The following is a 20,805-nucleotide window of genomic DNA, read 5'->3' on the forward strand; positions in this document are numbered from 1 at the left end:
CGACCGGATCCGGACGCGCGGGGCCGGGGCGGGACACACCCCGGCCCCGCCCCGGCGCGGAAGGCGTCAGAGCGCGGCGAGGTAGTCGGGCACGGGGACGCCCGGTGCGAGGTCGTCGGCCGGCACGGGGACGCCGTAGGTCCGCCGCACCGGCACCACGCCGCTCCAGTGGGGCAGTTCCAGGTCCTCCGGCTCGTCGTTGGGGCCGCCGGTGCGGATCTTCGCCGAGACCTCCTCCAGGTCCAGGGCGATGACGGCGGTGGCGGCCGACTCCCTGTCGTCGGCCGGACGCGCGTCCGCCGAACGTCCGGGGACCGCCTGGTCGACGATGGCGTCGAGCGCGGTGGCCCGCTCGGCCGGGTCGGTCACCCGGTGGGCGGTGCCGTGCACCACCACCGAGCGGTAGTTGACCGAGTGGTGGAAGGCGGAACGGGCCAGCACCAGACCGTCCAGGTGGGTCACCGTCAGGCAGACCGGCAGGCCCTCGTCCCCGCCCGCCGCCCGCAGCGGCCGGGAACCGGCCGAGCCGTGGACGTAGAGGCGCTCGCCGACCCGGGCGTAGAGCGTCGGCAGCACGACCGGCGCGCCGTCGCGGACGAAGCCGAGGTGGCAGACGCAGCCGTCGTCGAGGATCGCGTGCACCAGCTCGCGGTCGTACGCGGCGCGCTTGCGGTGCCGGGTCGGAACGGTGCGCTCGGTCGGGGTGTACGCGCTCCCGGGGGCGGTGGTGGACATGGCGCCGAACTCCATTCTCTCGTGCGGGCGGACACGAGGTCCGCCGACTTGCTTCCTCTTTTGTTCTAGTGCATAGTTTGTTTTGTGCTAGAAGAGTATCGGATCGAGGGGCGGCGCGCAGCCGAGATCGCCGCCAGCGTGGAACGCGGCGTGGGGTCGGGTGAGTTGGAGCCGGGCCGGCTCCTGCCGCCCCTGCGCGAGTTGGCCGCCGAGCTGGGGGTGAATCCCAACACGGTCGCCGCCGCCTACCGCGTCCTGCGTGAGCGCGGAGTGATCGAGACGGCCGGGCGGCGCGGCAGCCGGGTGCGCCCACGTCCGGCGACCACCGCCCGCGAGGCGATCAGGGTCGAGGCGCCCGAAGGCGTGAGCGACATCTCCCAGGGCAATCCCGACCCGGCGCTGCTGCCCCCGCTGGACGCGGCCCTCGCGGCCGCCGCGCGGCGCCACGAACGGCAGCCGACCCTCTACGGCGCCCCCGACGTCACGGACGACCTGGCCCGGCCGGCCCGCGCCGCGTTCGACGCCGACGGCGTCCCCGAGGGGCCCATCGCCGTCACCTCCGGCGCGCTGGACGCCATCGAGCGGGTGCTGGCCGCCCACCTCAGGCCGGGGGACGCGGTCGCCGTGGAGGATCCGGGCTGGGGGAGCCTGTTGGACCTGATTCCGGGGCTGGGGCTGCGGACGCTGCCGGTCGCCCTCGACGACGACGGCCCGTTGCCGGACGCGGTCGAGCGGGCGTTGCGGCGGGGCGCGCGCGCCCTGGTCGTCACCGACCGGGCGCAGAATCCCACCGGGGCCGTCGTCTCCGCCGAACGCGCCCGGGAGCTGCGGCGCGTGCTGGCCGCCCACCCCCACGTCCTGCTGGTCGAGGACGACCACGGGCACGGCATCGTCGACCTGCCGCTGCACCCCCTGGCCGTCGGCGGGCCCACCCGGCACTGGGCCCTGGTGCGGTCCACCGCCAAGGCGTACGGCCCCGACCTGCGGCTGGCGGTGTCGACCGGGGACGACGTCACCATCGACCGGGTGCGCGGACGGCAGCGACTGGGGCCGGGCTGGGTCAGCCACCTGCTCCAGCACACCGTCGCCGCCCTCTGGGAGAGCCGTGCGGTGGACCCCGCGCGGATCGCCGACTCCTACGGGCGGCGCCGCGACGCGCTGATCGACGCGCTCGCCCGACGGGGAGTGCCGGCGTACGGACGCAGCGGGATGAACGTGTGGGTGCCGGTGCCCGACGAGACGGGCGCGGTGGCCCGACTGCTGCGCGCCGGGTGGGCCGTGGCGCCGGGCGCCCGCTTCCGCATCGCCACCCCGCCCGGTGTCCGCCTGACCGTCTCCCCCCTCTCCGAGGACGGGATCGAGCCGGTCGCCGACGCGGTGGCGGAGGCGATCCGCCCCGGTGAGGCACGGCGGTACGGCTGAACCGTGCCGCCGCGCCTACGGTCGCGCGCGCCGCGGGCCGCTCCGGGTCAGCGCGGCACCGACGAGCACGATCAGCGCGCCGACCGGGGTGTTCCAGGAGAGGTGCTCGCCCAGCAGCAGCACACCGGCCGCGGTGGCGATCACCGGGATGAAGTACGTCACCAGGGTGGCCGTGGTCGGCCCCACCTCGGCCACCAGCCCGTACTGGAGGAGGAAGGCGACCCCGGTGCCCAGCGCGCCCAACGCCGCCACCGCCAGCAGCGGCCCGACGGGGAGAGAGGTCGGAAGGGAGGTGAACAACGGTGTGACCAGAGCCAGTTGGAGAGTGCCGAGCAGGAGCTGGGAGCCGGCCATCGCCACGTTCGAGCTCCCGGTGTCCGACAGCGTGCGGCGCACGTACACCCAACCGACCGCGTAGCAGAGCGAGGCGACCAGCGCCATGACCGTACCGGCGGGGTCCTGCCCCCTGAAGCCCTGCCAGGCGCCGAGCACGACCAGGACCCCGGCGAATCCGATGCCGAGGCCGGCGACCCGGCGCCGCGTCGGCCGGTCCTCAAGGAGGGCGACCAGCGAGAGCGCCATGCCCCACAGCGGGGTGGTGGCGTTGCAGATGCCCGCCAGGGTGGAGGAGATGGTCAGCTCGGCGTAGGAGAAGAGGGTGAACGGCAGCGCGTTGAGCAGGAACGCGGCGACCGCCAGGTGGGCCCAGGTGCGCGGCCCCCGCGGCAGTCGTTCGCGCCGCACCAGCAGGACCGCGCCCAGGACGGCCGTGCCGAACACCAGGCGCCCCAGGGTGACCTGGAGCGGGGCGAAGCCGTGGGTGCCGACCTTGATCAGCAGGAAGCTGAAGCCCCAGATCAGACAGAGGACGGCGAAGCGGACGCGCCAGTCGACGGCGGGAAGGCGGCGGGCTGTCGGCGGACGGACCGACGGAGGGACCGGAGGGACCGGAGGACCGGCCGACGGGGAGGTGTCGGCAGCGGGTCCGGGGCGCAGCGGAGCGGCAGCGGACATGCGTCAACGATCGCCCGTCCCACGGTTAAGAACAAGCGAGATTTTCTGGAGGGAACCACTTAGCATCTCTTACATGTTGAACCTGGACCGGCTTCGCATCCTGCACGCCGTCGCCCGCCACGGCTCGGTGAGCGGCGCGGCCGAAGGGCTGCACGTCACGACGTCGGCCGTCTCCCAGCAGATGGCCAAACTGGAGCGCGAGGCCGGTCAGCAACTGTTGGCCAAGAACGGACGGGGGGTCCGACTCACCGACGCCGGACGCCTGCTCGCCGGGCACGCCCAGCGCATCCTCTCCCAACTCGAACTCGCCGAGGCCGACCTGGAGGCGCACCGCGGCCGGGCCGTCGGCGAACTGCTGCTCGCCGCCTTCCCCACCGCCGCACGCGGACTGTTCCCCGACGCGCTGGCCGCGCTGCGCACCGACCACCCCCACCTGCGCGTCCGGATGCGAGAGGTGGAACCCGACGCCTCGGTGCGGATGCTGGTGCGCGGGGACGTCGACCTCGCGGTCGTCCTGGACTGGTACAACCGGCCGCTCTCACTGCCCGGCGGACTGGCCAAACAGCCCCTGCTGGACGATCCGGCCGACGTGGCGATGCCCGCGGACCACCCCCGCGCCGGAGCCGAGACGGTCGAGTTGGCCGACTTCGCGGACGACGAGTGGATCTCCTGGCCGGACGGGGAGTTCTGTCACGAATGGCTGCTGTTCACCCTGCGCGGTCAGGGCATCGAGCCCAAGCTGTGCCACACCGCCGGGGAGCACCACACCCAGCTCGCCCTGGTCGGCGCCGGCCTCGGGGTCGCCGTCGCACCCCGCCTGGGCCGCGGACCGCTCCCGGAGGGGGTGGCCGTCGCTCCCGTGCGGCATCCGATGAAGCGTCACGTCTACGCGGTCTGGCGCGAGGACGCCGACCGCAGGCCGTCCATCCGGGCCGCGGTGGAGGCGCTGCGCGCGGCGGCGGACGGCATGGGGGACTGACGCGCTCCGATCCCTCGGGTCAGGGACCCGCCTCCGCCCCGCCCCGTCCCCCACTCGCTCCGTCCGGGATGCCCAGCGCACCGCGCAGGAAGCGGAGTTGGAACTCCAGCAGCCGCGCGGCGATCGTCCCGTGCGCGACGGTGTGGCCCGCGCCCGGCAGCGGCAGCACCGTGTGCTCGCGGCCGGCGGCCAACAGCGCCGACGACAGCCGCAGCACGTGCGCGAAGGCCACGTTGTCGTCGGCGGTGCCGTGGATCAGCAACAGCGGCCGGCGCAGTCGGTGCGCGTCGCGCAGCAGCGAGGACCGCTCGTAGTTCTCCGGCTCCTCCTCCGGATGCCCCAGGTAGCGTTCCTTCCAATGGGTGTCGTACAGCCGCTGGTCGCTGGGGGCGGCTCCGGCGACGGCCGCGTGGAAGACGTCGGGGTGGCGCAGGACGGCCGCCGCGGCGAGCGTTCCGCCGAAGGACCAGCCGCGGATCGCCACTCGGTCCAGGTCCAGGTACGGACGGTTCCGGGCCGTGGCGTGCAACGCGTCGACCTGGTCCTCCAGGACGGGCGTGAGCTGGTCGCCGCGGATCTCCTTCTCCCACCCCGGGCCCCGCCCCGGGGTGCCGCGTCCGTCGGTGACCAGCACGGCGAAACCCTGCTCGGCGAACCACTGGGACACGCACGCCGGCCACGTCCGCGCCCGCACCACCAGCCGCATGCCCGGCCCGCCGTACGGATCGAGCAGCACCGGCAGCGGACGGGCGTCCGGCGCGTCGGGGTCGTGGCCGGAGGGCAGGTACAGCGCACTGCGCAGTCGCCGGGCGCCCTGGACCAGCATCACGGGGCGGGGTGTGACGCGCGGCTCCCGGGCCAGGGAGTCGATCCGACCCACCACCTCCCCACCACGCCGGACGGTGACCGCGTGGCCTTCGGGGGTGAGGCTGTCGAGGACCACGGTGCCGCCGCCCACGGCCGCCGAGTGCAGCCCCGGTCCCCGGCTGAGGCGGCGACAGCCCGTCTCCGGGCCGAGGATCCACACATGCTCCTCCACCGGGTCCGCACAGCCGGTGAAGAGCACCCCGTCACCGTCCGTGCTCAGCACCCGCGTCACCTGCAGCCCCTCCGGAGTCAGGGTGTCGCCGACCCTCAGCCGCCGGGTGCCGGCCGACTCCTCCGCCCGCACCAGCGCCCCGGACGCGGTGCGGCACGGCGCGCCGGGCAGCAGCTCCACCCAGTGCGGGTCGACCTGCTCGTGCAGGACGCGGGTGGCGCCGGTGTCCGGATCGACCTCCAGCACGCGCAGGGTGCGTTGGTCGCGGCTCTGCACGGTGACCAGCGGACCGTGGGCGTCCCAGGAGGCGGCCACGACGTACTCGAAGGCGCGACGGTCCCAGTCCGCCTCCACCCGACGGCCGTCGAGGTGGAACAGGTGGAGGGAGACGTCGGCGTTGGGCGTGCCGGCCTCCGGGTACGCCACCGCGCGCGGACGGCGTTCGGGGTGCGCCGGATCGGTGATCCACCGGCGCCGCACCGCCGAGGTGTCCACCCGCGTCGCCAGCAGGGCCCGCCCGTCCGGCGCCCACCAGTGACCGCGCAGCCGCCCCATCGACTCGGCCGAGACGTGGTCGGTCGACCCGTACGTCACCTCCGCCCCCTCCGGGGTGGCCAACGGACGGTCGCCGCGACCGTCGAACCCGACCACGTGCAGCGCGCCGCCGGTGACGTAGGCGACCGACCGCCCGTCCGGCGAGAGCCTCGGATCGACCACGGGACCGGCCGCCGACACCGGAAACGGCTCCCCGGCCCGCTCGCCGACGGTCTCCACCGCCCACAGCGCCCCGCCGAGCGGGTACACCACCCGGCGCAGCTCCCGGTCGGCGGCGTACGACACCACGCCCGCCGACTGCTCGCGCGCCCGCTCCCGGCGTACCCGTTCCTCCTCCGGAACCGGACCCGTCCGCCCCGCCGCACCGTGTGGGGCCGCCAGCAACCGCTCCCGGCCGTCCTCCCACGACCACAGTCGTCCCACGGGATCGGCCCCGCCACCGGTCCGGACGAACAGCACCCGCCCCCCGTCCGGGGAGACCGCGAGGTGCCGGGGGACGCCGAGCGAGAAACGACGGGTACGGGCGAACTGCTCCGGGAAGGCGTCGGGCTCCACAGGTGCTCCTTGGCGTACGGATCGGCGGCCGTGTGGGGCGAGTGTGCCGCGCCCCGTCCGGCATCCTGCCGGACGGGGCCGCGCGGAGGCAGGGCCGGGCGGGACGGACGGGACGACCAGGGTGGGCGGAGCGGGCCCAGGGACTCGTTCGTCCCACCCGGGGAAAGACTCCCCGACCCGGCGGGAAGCCCTCCGAAGCCACCGCCACGCGCTGGGTGGCGCCCTCGTACGAGGACGGTTCGCCGCCCGGCCCCGTCGCGGCCGGCGCCCCCTGCCCGGGGGCACCCCCGGGCGTACACGACACGGTGCGGTGCGGGCCGACGGGTGGAGTGAGCGTCGAGGAAGGCCGGGTGGGCAAGCGGTCCGGGGCCGTGTGGGGGAGGGCGCTGCGGCGGGGGACGCACGGTTGTTCCCGGCGTCGGGGAGGGGGAGAGGGCTCGGGGAGTTCCCCGACCGCCGGTCCTCGGGCCGCAGGCCGGCGTCAGGAGTCCTTGAGCGGGTCGTGGCCCCAGTTCATCAGGGAGTGGCGCCAGGCGGTGTCGGTGACGTCGCCGGAGGGGCGCTGGGCCAGGTGCCGCTTGATGTAGCCGGTCACCTTGCGCATGTGGGCCACGTCGTCGTCGCCGAGGTCCGACCCGGAGGTCCGCAGCAGTTCGACGATGCGGCGGCCGGAGGCGTGGCCGGTGCTCTCGCCGCCGTCCTTGTGCTGCCCGGCGGCCTTCGACTCCTCGCTCTCCAACCAGTCCTGGAGCTGCTTGGGGGTGAGGTTGACCAGCTTCCCGAACTCGGCGATGGTCTCCTCGCGGTCGCCCGGGTGCTCAGTCATCCTCGGCGTCCTTCTGGTGGAGGGCTTCGGGTCGGTGGACCGCTTCGCCGCCGGACTTCTCGCTGCGCACCCGGTACTGCGGGTCGTCGGGGGAGGCGTTCACCGTGCGGCCGGCGGCCTCGGTGCGGGAGGTGATCTCCTCCTCCACCCGGCCGACGGCCTCGCCGCCGTGACTCTTCCAGGAGACTTCGTCGCCCTTGCGCACCTTGTTCTCGTCCTGTGTCATTTTCTCTCCTTAAGGGCGAAAAGAGAGGATCGTGTATCTCTGTCAGTGTAAGCCCGTCAAGGCTCCCCGCCCTTTGTCCGCCGTGGCGCTCCGTGGCCCTCGCCGAGCGGGAACCGAGCAGGAACCGAGCAAGAACCGAGGAAGAAGCGTCGATCCGGGAGCGGCAGGGCTGCGGTGTCCGCTTCCGGAAGGCCGTGGTCCCGTCCTCGCTCCGTGCGGTGGCCGGCAGGGCCCACACCCGCCCTCCGTATCGTGCGGTGGACGCACGCTTCCGTGCCCCGAGCGATCGCGGCCGGTGGGCGGTGCCCGGTCCGGTGAGGGCGGGCTCCTGCTGCCGGGGTCGGCGGTCCGTGCTCTCCGGAGGTGTCCGTCACCCGCCGGCGGCGAACGCGCGGCCGAAGTGGTCGGCGGCCTGCCGTTGGGCCTGTTCGGCCTTGTCCAGGACGGCCGAGGCGCCGAAGAACTCGTGCATGACCCCGTCGTAGCGGGTGAGGGTGGTGGGCACCCCGGCGTCCTGCAGGCGGCGTGCGAACTCCTCGCCCTGGCTGCGCAGGACGTCGCGCTCGGCGGTGATCACCAGGGTCGGGGGCATGGCCGCCAACCGGTCGGCCGGCAGCCCGAGGAGATCGACCCTGGGATCCTTGGCCGCGCCGGGCCTGCCCTCGAAGGCGTGCGTCGCCATCCAGCTCAGCAGTGCGCGGTTGAGGGGGCGGCCGTCCGCGGCGTCCTCCATCGACTCCCCGTACTGCTCGGCGGTCGTCAGCGGGTAGACGCAGACCTGCGCCCTGGGGACCGGCTCTCCGGCGGCGGCGAGTTGCAGGCTCGTCGCCGCCGCCATGTTCCCGCCGACGGACTCCCCGCCGATGCCGACGCGGGTCGGGTCGCCGCCGATGCGTGCGGCGCCTGTGACGGTCCAGCGGTAGGCGGCCAGCACGTCGTCGTGGGAGGCGGGGAAGACCGCCTCCGGGGCGCGCCGGTAGTTCGGCGACACCACGATGGCCCCCGCCTTGTTCGCCAGCCCCCGGCAGGAGGCGTCGTAGGTGTCGGTGTCGAACAGCACCCAGCCGCCGCCGTGGATCCACATGATCACGGGCAGCGGACCGGAAGCCGGGGCGGCGGGGGTGTAGACGCGCAGGGTCTGCTCGCCGCCGGCCGCGTCGGGGATCCGCAGGTCCTCCACCGACCCGACCGGCTCGGGGCCGTCGATGCCCCGCTCCTCCATCACCTTCTTCACGGCGGCGTCGGGGCCCGGCTGCCTGCGCGCCTGGTCCGGTGTGAGGGTCTCGAAGGGGAGGGGCTCCAGGGCCGAGTGGGCGTCGACGACGGCCTGCGCCTGGGGGTCGAGCAGCCCGGACGCGTCGGTGGCCAGCCGCTTCTTCTTGCCCGTCGCGGCGGCCCTGCCCTCGTCGATGGGCTTGGCGAGCCTGCCGGCGGCCTTCTCGGCGGTGCCGCCGCCGTCGGGCGCGTGCGGGTGGGGGGCGGGCGGCGCCTGCCGCTTGGCGGCGATGAACCGCCTGCCGAGCTCGGCCATCTTCTCCGGGCCCACCTTGGCGCGGAAGGCCGGGAGTTCCTGGCCCTCCTCGTCGGCGACGTGGTGGCGCACCAGGGCGACGAGATCGGTCAGCGCCCGCTCGAACTCGGCCTCGCCCGGTTCCGAGCCCTCGAGGGCGACCAGTAGTTCCTTGATGCCGTGGTGCTCGCCGCGGGCGTCGTGGTTGGCTTCCTCCATGCCCAGTTCGGGCCACAGGGGGTAGAGGACGACCTCCTCGGCGAAGGCGTGCAGCGAGAGTTCGAAGCAGATCTGGTCGACGAGGGTCCGGCGGTCGCCCCGGCCGGCCTCCAGGTGCTGGAACTGCCTCTCCACGATCGCGTGGTCGTCGGCGATCAGATGGTCGATGTCGCCGGGCTGGGTGGGGTAGGACAGGGCCACGTCGTTGTCTCCTCGGCAGAGGTGGGCGTTCGGACGCCGGACAGCCTCGGAGGGGTACCCCCTCGGCCGAGGAGTGCACGTTCCGCCGCTCCTCCTCCTCCGTTTGCCGAAGGAGCGCACCCGAACGTTCGACGCCGTGCGTCGGGTGTGTGCCCGGGAGCGCAGGGCCCGGGGCGAGGCGTGCGCGGACCGCACCGGCGGTCCGGGGGCGTTCGCGGCACGACCGGACGGCGCCCCCGTCCGGCACCGGACGTCAGCCCCGGCCGGTTGCCGACCGCGCGGCCGTTCCCGGAGGCGCCGCGCGGCCTCCCTGCGGTGGCGCTGCCCGATGACGTCCGCCACGGGAGCGGAGAGCATCAGGGCCCGGGTGTAGGCGTGTCGCGGTTCGGTGGTGACGGTGCGGGCGTCGTCCGCCTCGACGAGGCTCCCGTGGCGGATCACCGCCACCCGGTGGCTCACGAAGCGAACGACCGACAGGTCGTGCGTGACGAAGAGGTAGGCCACACCGGTCTCCTCCTGGATCTCCAGGAGGAGGTCCAGGACGGTCCGTCGAGTGGTGAGGTCGAGGGCGGACACCGGTTCGTCGCAGATGACGAGCCGGGGCGCAGGACATCGCGCCGGCGATGAGGACGCGCTGGGCCATGCCTGCCGAGATCTCGTGGGGGTACAGGCGCACCACGCGCTCGGGGCGCGGGATCTCCACCATGCGCAGCAGGTCGACGGTGCGGCGGGCCGCTTCCGCGCGGGACACTCCCAGGACGTGGCGCACGGGCTCGGCGAGTTGGCTGCCGATGGTAAAGGAGGGGTCGAGGTTGCTCATGGGTTCCTGCGGAACGTAGGCCACGGTGCCGCCCCGGAGCGCGCGGTGGGCACGTTCGGGAAGGGCGACGGTCTCCTGCCCCCGATGGTGATGCTGCCGCCGCTGACCCGTCCGCCGTCGGGCAGGATGCCGAGCACGGAGAAGGCGGTCTGCGTCTTCCCGGAGCCGGATTCGCCGACCAGGCCCACGATCTCACCGGCGCGCACATCGAGGTCGACGCCGCGCACCGAGGGCAGCCCGGAGCGATCGGTGGGAGCGGCGGAGCCAGGGGAGGCACCGGAAGCGGTGGAGACGGTGGAGGCGGTCTCCGGTGCCGTGTCGGTGCGGTGGCGCCGGGTCCGGCGGGGGCCGGCCGTTTTCGCGGCGCGCTCCTCCAGGCTGTCGCGCAGGGCTCCGGCGGGCAGGACGAGAGCGCCGTTGGTCAGTCCGAGGGCGAGGCCCGGCCACAACATCACAACGGCGCGCGCTGGATGTTCTGGAACGCCTCGTTGAGCATCGCGCCCCAGGTCGGAGCCGAGCCGCTGCCGATGCCGAGGAACTCCAGGCCGGCTTGGAGACCGATGGCGACACCGGCGACGAGGGCCACCTGGATGATGACGGGACCGCGCACCACGATCAGGACGTGCCGGGCGGCGATGCGGGTGTCCGACAGCCCCGACACCTTCGCCGCGTCGATGTAGAGCTCCGCGCGGACGCCCGTGACGATGCCGCGGACCAGACGGAAGAGGCTCGGTGCCGCGAGCACGTCGAGCACGACCATGGCGGGCAGGGCCATGACGAGGTTGACGGCCCAGTTGGCGGCGGAGTCGAACCAGCCGCCGCGGTAGCCCACGTATCGCCGTCTCGTTGTCGAAGAAGTTGATCGTGAGGGTGTCGTACGGAAGCCGCTCGCCCCAGTAGTCCTCGTTGCGCTCGTAGACCCACTTGGTGCCGATCGTCGTCCTCGCCGTGTCGAGGTGGTAGGGACCGGTGTCGTCGGGGGTGGTCCTGAGGCTGTCGGCCTGCCCGAATTTCGCCGGGTTCGCCATCAGGTCGGCCGCGCGGCGTCCGGCACACCGCGAGTGGGACCCGGCCTCCCACGGCGCCCCCGAGGAGCGGATCGCCGGAATCGAGGCGACGCTCTTCGGCGAGTCGGTCGGAGGGATCGACGACCTGACCACCCTGCTGCCGCCACGCCTCGCGTCCGTCGCGGAGACCGCGTGGAACGGCCGGGCACCGCGGTGGGAGGACCACCGGGCCCGCCTCGCCCGCCATGGGCGGCTCTGGAGGGAGCGGGGGCTCGCCTACCTGGCCTCCACGGAGATCCCCTGGACGTGACCGAGGCCCGTCCCCGCCCCTGCCCCCGCGCCGCGGCCGTTCCCGCCGGTGAGACGTCACCGCAGCCGGCGCGTGTCCCGTCCCACCACGCATCGGGTGGACGACCGACACGCCCGTCCTGTGCCACCGGGGCCACTGGGCCCGCGCCACCCGAGCCGTGGGCTCCGGCGCCACCGCACCGGATCGGGGACGAACGGACACCGATCACCTCGGGAGCGCGGGACCACGCGCCGGACCGCCCCGTCCCGAGAACCTCGGGATTTCCGGCAGAGTCGCTCAGCGGGGGGTGCCTCTATGTCTTCGTCAAGTGAGGCGCGGGGTTCTGGACTGGTGGAAGGCGCCGTCACGGAGCATCGCGAAGAGCACGCTGATGCGGTGACGGGCGAGACGCGGAAGGGCCTGGGTGTGGGTCTTGCCGCAGGCTCGGCAGCGGTCGTAGTGGGCGCGGGAGGTGGGGTCGTGCAGGGCGGCGAAGGCGGACAGGAACACGGCCCGTTTGGGCTGCCGGTTGCCGCCTCGGGGCGCGTACTCGCCGTGGAGGGAGGTCCCGGATGACTTCGTGGCCGGGGCGAGACCGGCGTAGGAAGCGAGGTGGGCGGCGGTGGGGAAGCTGGTGCCGTCGCCGACGGTGACCAGCAAGGTGGCGGCGGTTCTGACCGCGCCCCCGGCATCGAGGTCAGGACCTTGGAAAGAGGGTGCTCCTCCGGCAGGGTGTTGATCCGGGCCTCCAGGGCCCGGCGCTGGGTGTGGACGGTGGCCGGTGTGGGCGGCCTTGCCGACGTCCAGGCCGAGGAAGACGCCCACGTCGCCGGTGTCGAACATCGTGCTCCCAGCCGCTTCGGCGCGGTGCCGGCCCGGGTGTCGGCGCCGTATACGCGCATCCACGTTATGCAGACCTGCCGCCCGGATACGGCCGGGCGGCACACCCGGCCGAGCGGTGGTCGGACCTCTCATCAGTGTCTCCCACGGCACCCCTCGGGCCCGGTGACACCCCCCAGGTCATCCGTTCGACAGGGGGGAACAGTCATGCCGGGCCCGGAGGCCGGCGGCCCTCTTGCCGGACCGCGAAGAACATAACGGGGCGGCACCGAGGGACGGTGTCCGGGCACTGCGGCACACCCACGCCTCGACCACGCCGGAGGCGGCGGAACAGCAGAGCCGCCCGCCACGTCACCTACGGCCTCACCGCCCGAGGCCGACAACTCCTGCCGGTGCTCCCGATGCCGGCCTCCTGGGCCGAGCAGAACCCGCAGAAGCCGGAACAACCGCTCTCTGCGATCGAGCAGGTCGAGGACAGCCTCGCCCTTCTCACCCGCCGCCAGGCCCCCGCGATCCTGTGGGCCCTCAAGGCGCGGCAGAAGGTGACGGCCCACGCCCTGGCCCGCATCGTCCTCCCCGACGGCTACTGGACCAACATCCAGCGGTTCATGTGGGCTTCCTTCCGAGCGGTTTGGGTGAGACCCACAGACCAGTCGGGTGGGCGGACCGAGGAAGGGGTTTACGGGAGGAGGAGCTGCGGCAGGGATCGCGCGGCTGTCTCAGCCGCGCGGTCTTTTCCGCGAGCCCATCCACCCCTCAGACCGGTGACCTACCGTCCCGGTACGTCGAGCAAGGGATCCGATGAAGTCCTCGATCGCCCGCCGGAGCGCTGTGACCGCTCTGGCCGCCCTGACCTTCGCGACCGTTCCCGCGGCTGCCGCCTGGAGCGCCCCGGCCGGCGCCCCGGCCGCGCAGCAGCAGAAAACCGCCCACATCCAGCCGCTGCCCACATCTCCAGTGGCGTACCGGTTCGGAGAGACCCTGGCCAGGCTGAACGGGAGGGAACTGGAGGTCACCTTCTTCGCGGCGATCATCCCCCACCACCGGGCGGCGATCGAGATGGCGCAGCTCGAGCGCGAGCGCGGCACCGACGCGCGCATCCGCACCCACGCGGACAACATCATCGCCAACCAGCGCCACCAGATCGACCAGTTCACCCGCTGGCTGAAGCAGTGGTACGGCCTCACCCCCGAGCAGGCCCGGCAGAAGGCGCCCCAGGAGGCGCGCCAGGAGATCGCGGCCATGGTGCAGGAGGTGCGGCGCATGGTCGCCGAGCTGCGTCAGGTTCCCGCAGGGAAGCGGTTCGACGTCGAGTTCGTGCGGCGGATGATCCCCCACCACACCTCCGGCATCATCGAGTTCCTCGAGCCGCAGTCCCGGGCCGACCACCCCCAGCTGAAGGTGGCGGCGGCTTCGGGCATCAACACCCAGGAGATGCAGATCGTGGACTTCCGCACCTGGCTTTCCGAACAGGGGCGGTAGCCCGCGCGGTGGGCGAGGTGACGGTGCCTCGCCCCCGATCGCTCCCGGCCGCGCGGACTCCCCCGGCCGCCGGGAGCTCCGGATGCTCACCTGCGCATGACAGTGACTTGGGAAGGGCAGCCGCACGGGCCTGCTGGACGGACCTCCGACCGTCACCGCCGCTCCCACGCCGGCGGCCACCGGGCCCCTGGGGTCCGTCCTGGGCCAGGTACTGGACACCCTGCGGGACCAGTTCTTCAGCCGGGTCGAGCGGGAACGTCCCGCGCCCCCGACTGTCGGTGCCGCGGGAGGCGGGCGTCCCCGTGGTCGACGACGAGGAGTACGCGGCCCGCGTCCGCGAGCACATTGGGCGGCGGCGCACCTCCGGGGGTTCCCGCACAGCGACGGCTGGAACGGGGACAAGGCCTGACGCTCCGCGCCGCTGCCCAGGGCCGGGGAGCGGCGGGGATCGTTCCGGTCCCTAGTGGCCGCCCGCCGACGTCTCCAGGCGTTCGGTGAAGGTCCTGCCGCCGTCGGTGGACTCGTAGACGCCGCCTGCGGTGGCGGCCAGGACGCGGTCGGCGGTGACCGCGGTCAGGGCCTGGGGCTGTCCGCCGGGCACGGTGCCGGTCTCGGTCCAGCTCTCGCCGCCGTCGGTGCTGCGGTGCAGTGCCCCGTCGGGACCGATCCCGTACAGCACGTCCTTCCCGTCCTCACCGGCCCAGGAGAGATGGGCCAGCACTGGTTCGGCACCGCCCGCGAAGGTCTCGCCGCCGTCGGTGCTGCGGGCGATGCCGCCCTGGGTGGTGGCCAGGACGGTGTCGGGGTTCTCGGGGCTGACGGCGATGTCCAGGGCGGCCAGTTCGGCGCGCTCGTCCCACTTCTTGCCGTCCCGACTGACGCGCAGCAGGCCGTGGGTGCTGTCGTAGCCGTAGATGGTGTCGTGGACCTGCTCCAGGGCGTGGAAGTCGACCTCGCCACCGAGGGAGAGGGTCTTCCAGGTCTTCCCGGCGTCGGTGCTCTTGATCAGACCGCGGTTGGCGGGCTCGTCGCTACCCTCGGGCGGATGGCCGCTGCCGAGGAAGGTGTCGGGCCCGACGACGGTGAAGCCCATGTAGTCGGCGGTGTCGCTCACGCGCCGGGAGGAACCCTTGTCGTCGACGGCGATGACGCCGTGGTGGGTGGCGACGTAGAGCTTTCCGTCGCCTGGGTTGACGCCGAGGCCGTGGATGTGGCTGACCCCTGGCTCCGAGGCGTGGGAGTGCCCGTCGGAGGACGGGCCTGCGGGTTCGTCCGAGCCGCCGGAGCAGCCGGTCAGAACGGCCGCCAGCGTGATCGCCGTGGCTGCGACCAGGGAACGGAGACGGACGGGCATCGAAGATCCTCGCCTCGGTACGGACACCACGGGCGGGTCCCCCCCATGGGAGCGGTGTGCGGAATGGACTGTTCCCCGCAGGGTACCGGCGGATGGACGCTCACCACTCGGACCGTGACGAACGACTCCGAACCGACGCGAGGAGACCATGAGGGAGTTCCTGGACCTGGGCGTCATGCTGGTGCTCGCGGTCGGCGCGGTCGCCGGGCTGCGCCTGCTGCACCGGCTGACGGCCGTCCGGGCGGCTCCGCTGCTCGCCGGGCCCTTCCTCTCCGGTGATATCCCCGACGAGCACGCGCTGTCGCGCTTCCACGCCCGCTGGTACGCGCTGACGCTGCTGTTCCTCGCCTTCGACGTCGAGATGCTGTTCATGTATCCCTGGGCGGTCGTCGTCGCCGGAATGGGCGCGGCGGCGGTGGTGGAGATGTTCGTCTTCCTCGGTCTGCTGATGTGCGGAGTGCTGTACGCCTGGCGTGAGGGGGCCCTGCGGTGGGCCTGAGCACCGCCCTGCGGAACCTGTCGGGGCGCCTGGCCGCACCGGCCGCCCGCGTCCCGCACGTCCTGCTGGTGGTGTGCCCCGGGGCCACGGCCGTACGGCTGGCGGCGGAGGTGGCCGTCGCCGGACTCGGTGGGCGACTGGCGGACTCGCCGACGGAGGCGGACGTCCTGCTCGTGGCAGGAGAACCGTCACAGGAGATGCGGGCCGCCACCGACGTGCTGTGGGGGCAGATGCCGGGGCCGCGCGTGAGGGCAGAGGCGACGCGGCCACAGGACGCGGAGCCGGTACTGCGCGCTCTCCTGCCCGTGCTCACCGGTCGGGGGCAGGAGGCGGAGGCGACGCAGCGGGACGACGAGTGGGGGCGGGACGAGGAAGAAGACGGGCACGGTGGCGTCCATGAGGACAACCACGGCGGGCACGGTGGCGAACAGCGGTCCCACGGCGGCCACGAAGGTCACGGCGGGCACGGTGACGAGCAGCGATCCCACGACAGACATGGGGATCACGGCGGCCAGGAGGACCACGACGGCGGCCACGAAGGCCACGGTGGGATGCAGATGCCCGGTGGGCTGATGATGGCCGACCGCGCCGAGGACCGCGACGGGCTGAAGCTGGACGTGCTGCACGTGCCGCTGGGGCCGGTGCTGCCCGACTGGCCCGCCGGTCTGGTCGTCGACACCGTCCTGCAGGGAGACGTCGTACAACGGGCCGAGGGGCGGGTGCTCCCCTCCGCGGGGCCGTGTCCTCCACCCTTCTGGCAAAACGACGACGATCACCTCGTGGCTCCCGAGGCCCGTACGGCCGCCTGCCATCTGGACTCGCTGGGACGACTGCTCGCCTTGGCCGGCTGGGAGGACGCCGCGGCCGGGGCCCGCCGGCTGCGCGACCGGCTGCTCGCAGGCGAGCCGGTGGACGCGGTCCGCGCGGACTTCGGGCCGTGGCGGCGGCGGGTGGAGCGCTCGCGCACACTGCGGTGGGCGACGGACGGCATCGGCGTGCTTACTCCGGTCGACGCGGCGCGGCTGGGCGTGAGCGGTCCCGCCGTACGGGCCCGGCCACCCCATGACGCGACCGCGCGCTGGCTGAGGTGGCTGACCGAGACAGAGGAGGCGCTGGCGGGCGGGAAGGTGCCCGACGGCGGTCCGCGCGGACACACGGCCCCGGACGGCTCCCCGCCCTCGCGCGGTCTGTTGGACGTGGCCGTCGAGTTGGCACCGGGTCTGGAGCTGTCCGCCGTTCGGCTGTTGGTGGCGAGCCTCGACCCCGATCCGGATGAACTGGCGGCAGCACCGGAGCCGGGCAGGGCATGGGAAGAGGCGGAGAAGGAACCGCGTCAGAGCCGTCACGATCATGGAGAGCACCGGGGTCACGAGGAGCACCGGGGTCACGGTGAGGGGCACGGGCAGGGTCACGGTGAGGGCGGCCACGGCGGCGGAGGTGGTGAGCGGTGACCGTCACCGGAGCGCCGATGTGGGCGGTGGTGCCCGCGGCCGCCGTCCTGCTGGTCATGGCGTTGGCCGCCGCCGTACTCGACGCCGTGTTCGACACGGCCGCGGCCGGCGGAGGGGGTACGGCGGTGCACGGCCGCCGTTGGTCCCGTCCGCTGGTGGAGGTGGCGCGGCTGATGCGGCAGCGCGGCCGGACCACGGTGGAACCGGACCGGCTGCTGTGGCGGATCGGCACGGCGGGACCGCTGGTGGCCGCCCTGCTGATGGCGGCGGTGGTGCCCGTGGGCGGGACGGTGGTGGCCGACCTGCCGGTGGGCATCGTCTGGTTCAACGCGGTGGACGTCACCCTCTGGGCGGCCGTCTGGCTGGCGGGCTGGGGGCCGAACAGCGTCTACCCGCTGATCGGCGGCTACCGGTTCGTCGCCCAGGCCCTCGGCTATGAACTGCCGCTGATGTTCGCGCTGACCGCGCCCGCGGTGGCCGCCGGGAGTCTGAGCGTGGGCGAGGTGGTCCGGGCCCAGCAGGGGCTGTGGTTCGCGGTGTGGATGCCGGTGGCCTTCGTGGTGTTCCTGGGGGCGGTGGCCGCCCTCGGCGTGTGGGGGCCGTTCTCCTCCCCGGTGGGGCGCGACGCGGCCGGGGGCGTGCTCGCGGAGGCCGCCGGAGTGGACCGGCTGCTGCTGCTGACCGGGCGGTACGCGCTGCTGGCGGCCGGGTCGGGTATGGCGGTCGCGCTGTTCCTGGGCGGGGGCGCCGGTCCCTGGCTGCCCGGCTGGGCGTGGTCGCTGCTCAAGACACTGGCCGTTCTCGCGGCGCTGGTGGCGCTGCGCCGCCGGCTGCCGGTGCTGCGCCCGGAGCGGATCGTCCGTCTCGGCTGGCTGGTGGCGCTTCCGGCGGTGCTACTGCAACTGCTGGTGGTGTCCGCCGTCGTGGTGGCGAAGGGGTGAGGTAGGTGCAGATCGCGCTGTTCTGCGTGCTGGCGGTGGTGGCCGTCGTCTCGGGTGCCGCGGTGTTCGTGGTGGACTCCATGGCCCGGGCCACCTACGCCCTGGCCCTGTCGTTCGTCGCCGTCGGCGCCTCGCTCCTGCTGCTGGACCTGGCCTACCTCGGCGTGGTGACGATCCTGATGATGGTGATGGAGATGGCGATCATGGCCGTCTTCATGATCATGTTCATGATGAACCCGGCCGGGCTCATGCCGATGTCGATGCTGCACAACAGGCGGGGGGCGCCGGCCATCTCCGGCGGGATCTTCCTGGCCCTGGGCGCGCTGGTGCTGCTCGTCCCGTGGCCGGAGCGGCGCGGCACCGTACCCGCCGATCCGACCCGTGCGGTGGGCGAGGCGATCATGGGCTCGAAGATGCTGGTGATGATCGGCGTCAGCGCGGTGCTGTTCACCACCATCGTGGCGGCCCTCGTCCTGGCCACTTCCCGTGGCCGGTACGGCGACGACGAGCCCGCGGGGTACGGGCACGGCGAAAGCCACGGCCCGCACAACGGACACGGCGGCGGCCATGACGCGCACGCCGGCCACGGAGGTCACGGCGGCCACGGCACGCACGCCGCGCCCCCCGCAGCGGAAGGGAGCGGCACATGATGCTGGAGCTGTTCCTGCTGCTGGCCTCGGCCCTGTTCGCCATCGGGGTGTACGGGGCGCTGAGCCAGCAGACCGTGGTGATGGTGATGATGGGCCTGGAGCTGATGGTCAACGGCGTCATCGTGGCGGCGGCCGCCTTCTGGTACTTCCTGGCCCCGGCGGCCCCGGACGGACAGGTTCTGGTGCTGGTGGTCATCGCGGCCATGACCGTGGACATGGCCATGGGCTTCGCCGTGGTGACACTGCTGTTCCGCGCGAGGGACGCCGACATGACCGACATGGCCGCGGAGCTGAAACGGTGAGCGGGACGAGCGCGCTGCTGTGGTCCCTGGTGCTGCTGCCCGCTGCGGCCGGGGGGCTCCTCGCCCTGTCCGGCGGCGGGCGCCGCACGGCCGGGACGTACGACCGGCCCGGCGGCACGGGCCGGGCCGCGCCCGCCGTCGCGGTGGCCGTCGCGGCGGTCACCCTCGTCCTGGCGGTCGCCGCCGCCCTCGTGCGGCCCACCGCGCGGGCCGGCTTCGTGGCGGGCGGTCCGCTGGAACTGGCGGTGGACGGGCTGTCGGCCGTGGTGGTCGTGACGGTGGCGGCGGTCGGCCTGCTCGTGCTGGTCCTCGCCGCGGCCGGCATCCGGGCGGAGCGGCCGCGGTTCTTCGGGCTGATGCTGCTGTTCGTCGCCGCCGTCCTGATCACCGCCACCGCCACCACTCTGCCCGCGCTGCTGCTGGCCTGGGAGGTCATGGGGGCCACCTCGTACGCGCTGATCGCCTTCCGCTGGCGCGAGGACGCCCCCGTGGCGGCCGGGACGACCGCCTTCCTCACCACCCGCGCCGGCGACCTCGGGCTGTACCTGGCGGCCGGCGCCGCCCTCGCCGCGGGAACCGGCACCGCCGACCGGCTCTCCCTGGACGTCCTGCCGGCCCTGGACGGCCCGTGGCTGCACCTGGCCGCCGCCGGGGTGCTGCTGGCCGCCTTCGGCAAGGCCGCCCAACTGCCGTTCTCCTTCTGGCTGTCGAAGGCGATGCTCGGCCCGAGCCCGGTCAGCGCCCTGCTGCACTCGGCCGCCATGGTGGCCATGGGCGGCTATCTGCTGTTGCGGCTGCGCCCGTTGCTGGAGTCCGCCGGCTGGGCGGCGGCGGCCGCCGCCTGGGGCGGTGCGCTCACCGCGCTCGCCCTGGGCGCGGTCGCCCTGGCCCAGCGGGACCTCAAACAACTGCTGGCCGCGTCCACCGCCGCCCAGCTCGGCTTCGTCGTCCTGGCGGCCGGAGCCGGGAGCGTGGCGGGCGGTGCCGCCCACTTCGCCGCCCACGCGGCTGTCAAGTCGCTGCTCTTCCTGACCGCCGGGGCGTGGCTGGCGGCGCTGGGCACCGAAGACCTGGGCGCCCTGCGCGGAGCCGCGCGCCAGGACCGGGCGATCGGCCTGCCGTTCGCGGTGGGTGCGCTCGCCCTGGCCGGGGTGCCGCCGCTGTCGCTGTGGGCCACCAAGGACGAGATCCTGGCCGCCGTCGACTCCCCGGCGCTGTACGGGGTGGTGCTGGCCGCCGCCGTCCTGTCGGCCCTGTACGCGGGCAAGGCGATCGGCTTCCTGCTGGGACCGGGCCCCGAACCGTCCGCCGAGGCCGGAGGGGAGTGGCGGGAGCGGTCCGCCGGACCGCTCCGGACCGTGACCCTGGCGGTTCTCGCCGCAGGAGCCGCCGTTCTCGGCGCCCTGGCCCTGCCGCCGCTGGCCGGAGAGCTGAAGCGGGCGGTCGGGACGCCCGGTGAGCCGTCGGCCGGCGCGGCCACCATGGTCGCCACCGCCGTACTCGCCCTGGCCGCGACCGCGACCGCCGCTGCCTTCGCGCCCCGGCTGCCCGAGCCGTCCTGGGCGCGCGCCTGGCTGCACCTGGAGACGGCCGCGCACACCGTCGCCGTACGCCCTACTCTGGCCGCCGCCCGTGCCCTGGCCCGGTTCGACGACAGCGTGCTGGACCGCGCCGCCACGGGGACCGCCACAGGGGTGCGGCGCCTGGCCTCGTGGGCGTCGGCCGCCGACCGCTCGGGGGTGGACCGGGCCGTCCGGGGCGTCGCCGACGGCACCCGGTACCTGGGCGAGCTGGCGCGCCGCCCGCAGACCGGGCAGCTCCACCAGTACTACGCCCAAGCCCTGGTCCTGCTGACCGCGGCCGCCGTCCTGCTCCTGCTGCTGAGGTGA

At 73.9% G+C, this 20,805-nt stretch carries 17 protein-coding genes and 2 pseudogenes; 10 read left to right on the forward strand and 9 right to left on the reverse strand.

Annotated elements, in window-relative coordinates:
• Positions 1–66: 66 nt before the first annotated feature.
• Positions 67–735: a pyridoxamine 5'-phosphate oxidase family protein gene (locus F0L17_RS23905; protein ID WP_155072655.1), complete on the reverse strand. Its 669-nt coding sequence runs from the start codon at positions 733–735 to the stop codon at positions 67–69.
• An 84-nt stretch (positions 736–819) separates the two neighbouring features.
• Here F0L17_RS23905 and F0L17_RS23910 point away from each other — a divergent pair, with 84 nt between their 5' ends.
• Positions 820–2,157: an aminotransferase class I/II-fold pyridoxal phosphate-dependent enzyme gene (locus tag F0L17_RS23910; protein ID WP_162466630.1), complete on the forward strand. Its 1,338-nt coding sequence runs from the start codon at positions 820–822 to the stop codon at positions 2,155–2,157.
• 15 nt (positions 2,158–2,172) lie between these two features.
• On the opposite strand, the gene F0L17_RS23915 is transcribed toward F0L17_RS23910, so the two are convergent.
• Positions 2,173–3,171 carry a DMT family transporter gene (locus tag F0L17_RS23915; RefSeq protein ID WP_155072656.1) on the reverse strand — a complete coding sequence of 333 codons (999 nt, stop codon included), beginning with the start codon at positions 3,169–3,171 and terminating at the stop codon, positions 2,173–2,175.
• 73 nt (positions 3,172–3,244) lie between these two features.
• Between F0L17_RS23915 and F0L17_RS23920 the strand changes: the two genes are divergently transcribed.
• Positions 3,245–4,150: a LysR family transcriptional regulator gene (locus F0L17_RS23920; protein ID WP_155072657.1), complete on the forward strand. Its 906-nt coding sequence runs from the start codon at positions 3,245–3,247 to the stop codon at positions 4,148–4,150.
• Between the two features lie 19 nt (positions 4,151–4,169).
• Here the strand turns inward: F0L17_RS23920 and F0L17_RS23925 are convergent, their stop codons facing one another.
• From F0L17_RS23925 to F0L17_RS23945, 5 genes and pseudogenes are all read right to left on the reverse strand, one after another.
• Positions 4,170–6,299 (reverse strand): prolyl oligopeptidase family serine peptidase, encoded by a 2,130-nt coding sequence (locus tag F0L17_RS23925; protein ID WP_162466631.1) that lies wholly within the window; start codon positions 6,297–6,299, stop codon positions 4,170–4,172.
• A gap of 481 nt (positions 6,300–6,780) precedes the next feature.
• Positions 6,781–7,125: a DUF3140 domain-containing protein gene (locus F0L17_RS23930; RefSeq protein WP_155072658.1), complete on the reverse strand. Its 345-nt coding sequence runs from the start codon at positions 7,123–7,125 to the stop codon at positions 6,781–6,783.
• A complete protein-coding gene (locus F0L17_RS23935; RefSeq protein WP_155072659.1) occupies positions 7,118–7,351 on the reverse strand; it encodes a hypervirulence associated TUDOR domain-containing protein in 234 nt (77 codons plus the stop codon). Before F0L17_RS23935 ends, F0L17_RS23930 begins: the two co-directional genes overlap by 8 nt.
• Before the next feature lie 370 nt (positions 7,352–7,721).
• Complete coding sequence (locus F0L17_RS27830; RefSeq protein WP_155074123.1) at positions 7,722–9,638, reverse strand: alpha/beta hydrolase fold domain-containing protein; 1,917 nt, start codon at positions 9,636–9,638, stop codon at positions 7,722–7,724.
• Positions 9,636–10,936 (reverse strand): annotated as a pseudogene (locus F0L17_RS23945) (dipeptide/oligopeptide/nickel ABC transporter permease/ATP-binding protein); the annotation flags it as partial. The gene F0L17_RS27830 and the pseudogene F0L17_RS23945, both read right to left, overlap by 3 nt.
• 134 nt (positions 10,937–11,070) lie before the next feature.
• Here F0L17_RS23945 and F0L17_RS23955 point away from each other — a divergent pair.
• Positions 11,071–11,418, forward strand: a complete 348-nt coding sequence (locus F0L17_RS23955; RefSeq protein WP_202917927.1) for a family 20 glycosylhydrolase — start codon at positions 11,071–11,073, stop codon at positions 11,416–11,418.
• A 303-nt stretch (positions 11,419–11,721) separates the two neighbouring features.
• Here F0L17_RS23955 and F0L17_RS23960 read toward each other — a convergent pair.
• Positions 11,722–12,176: pseudogene (locus F0L17_RS23960) on the reverse strand (transposase); the annotation flags it as partial.
• An 862-nt stretch (positions 12,177–13,038) separates the two neighbouring features.
• On the opposite strand from F0L17_RS23960, the gene F0L17_RS23965 reads away from it, so the two are divergent.
• The gene (locus tag F0L17_RS23965; protein WP_155072660.1) at positions 13,039–13,719 is read left to right on the forward strand and encodes a DUF305 domain-containing protein; all 681 of its coding nucleotides are present in this window, start codon (positions 13,039–13,041) and stop codon (positions 13,717–13,719) included.
• Positions 13,720–14,179: 460 nt separating this feature from the next.
• Here F0L17_RS23965 and F0L17_RS23970 read toward each other — a convergent pair whose 3' ends face one another.
• Positions 14,180–15,073, reverse strand: coding sequence for a F510_1955 family glycosylhydrolase (locus F0L17_RS23970; RefSeq protein WP_155072661.1), 894 nt, complete (start codon positions 15,071–15,073; stop codon positions 14,180–14,182).
• A 148-nt stretch (positions 15,074–15,221) separates the two neighbouring features.
• Here F0L17_RS23970 and F0L17_RS23975 point away from each other — a divergent pair, with 148 nt between their 5' ends.
• From F0L17_RS23975 to F0L17_RS24000, 6 genes are read left to right on the forward strand one after another with little or no spacing between them, the layout of a single operon-like run.
• The gene (locus F0L17_RS23975; protein ID WP_202917928.1) at positions 15,222–15,572 is read left to right on the forward strand and encodes an NADH-quinone oxidoreductase subunit A; all 351 of its coding nucleotides are present in this window, start codon (positions 15,222–15,224) and stop codon (positions 15,570–15,572) included.
• Complete coding sequence (locus tag F0L17_RS23980; RefSeq protein ID WP_202917929.1) at positions 15,563–17,023, forward strand: hypothetical protein; 1,461 nt, start codon at positions 15,563–15,565, stop codon at positions 17,021–17,023. Before F0L17_RS23975 ends, F0L17_RS23980 begins: the two co-directional genes overlap by 10 nt.
• A complete protein-coding gene (locus F0L17_RS23985) occupies positions 17,020–17,964 on the forward strand; it encodes a complex I subunit 1 family protein (RefSeq protein WP_338018199.1) in 945 nt (314 codons plus the stop codon). The genes F0L17_RS23980 and F0L17_RS23985 overlap by 4 nt, the downstream gene beginning before the upstream one ends.
• Positions 17,965–17,969: 5 nt before the next feature.
• Positions 17,970–18,614 carry an NADH-quinone oxidoreductase subunit J gene (locus F0L17_RS23990; RefSeq protein ID WP_162466632.1) on the forward strand — a complete coding sequence of 215 codons (645 nt, stop codon included), beginning with the start codon at positions 17,970–17,972 and terminating at the stop codon, positions 18,612–18,614.
• A complete protein-coding gene (locus F0L17_RS23995; RefSeq protein WP_155072662.1) occupies positions 18,611–18,916 on the forward strand; it encodes an NADH-quinone oxidoreductase subunit NuoK in 306 nt (101 codons plus the stop codon). The genes F0L17_RS23990 and F0L17_RS23995 overlap by 4 nt, the downstream gene beginning before the upstream one ends.
• Positions 18,913–20,805, forward strand: a complete 1,893-nt coding sequence (locus tag F0L17_RS24000) for a proton-conducting transporter transmembrane domain-containing protein (protein WP_162466633.1) — start codon at positions 18,913–18,915, stop codon at positions 20,803–20,805. Before F0L17_RS23995 ends, F0L17_RS24000 begins: the two co-directional genes overlap by 4 nt.

The organism is Streptomyces taklimakanensis (genome assembly GCF_009709575.1).
Lineage (GTDB): Bacteria > Actinomycetota > Actinomycetes > Streptomycetales > Streptomycetaceae > Streptomyces > Streptomyces taklimakanensis.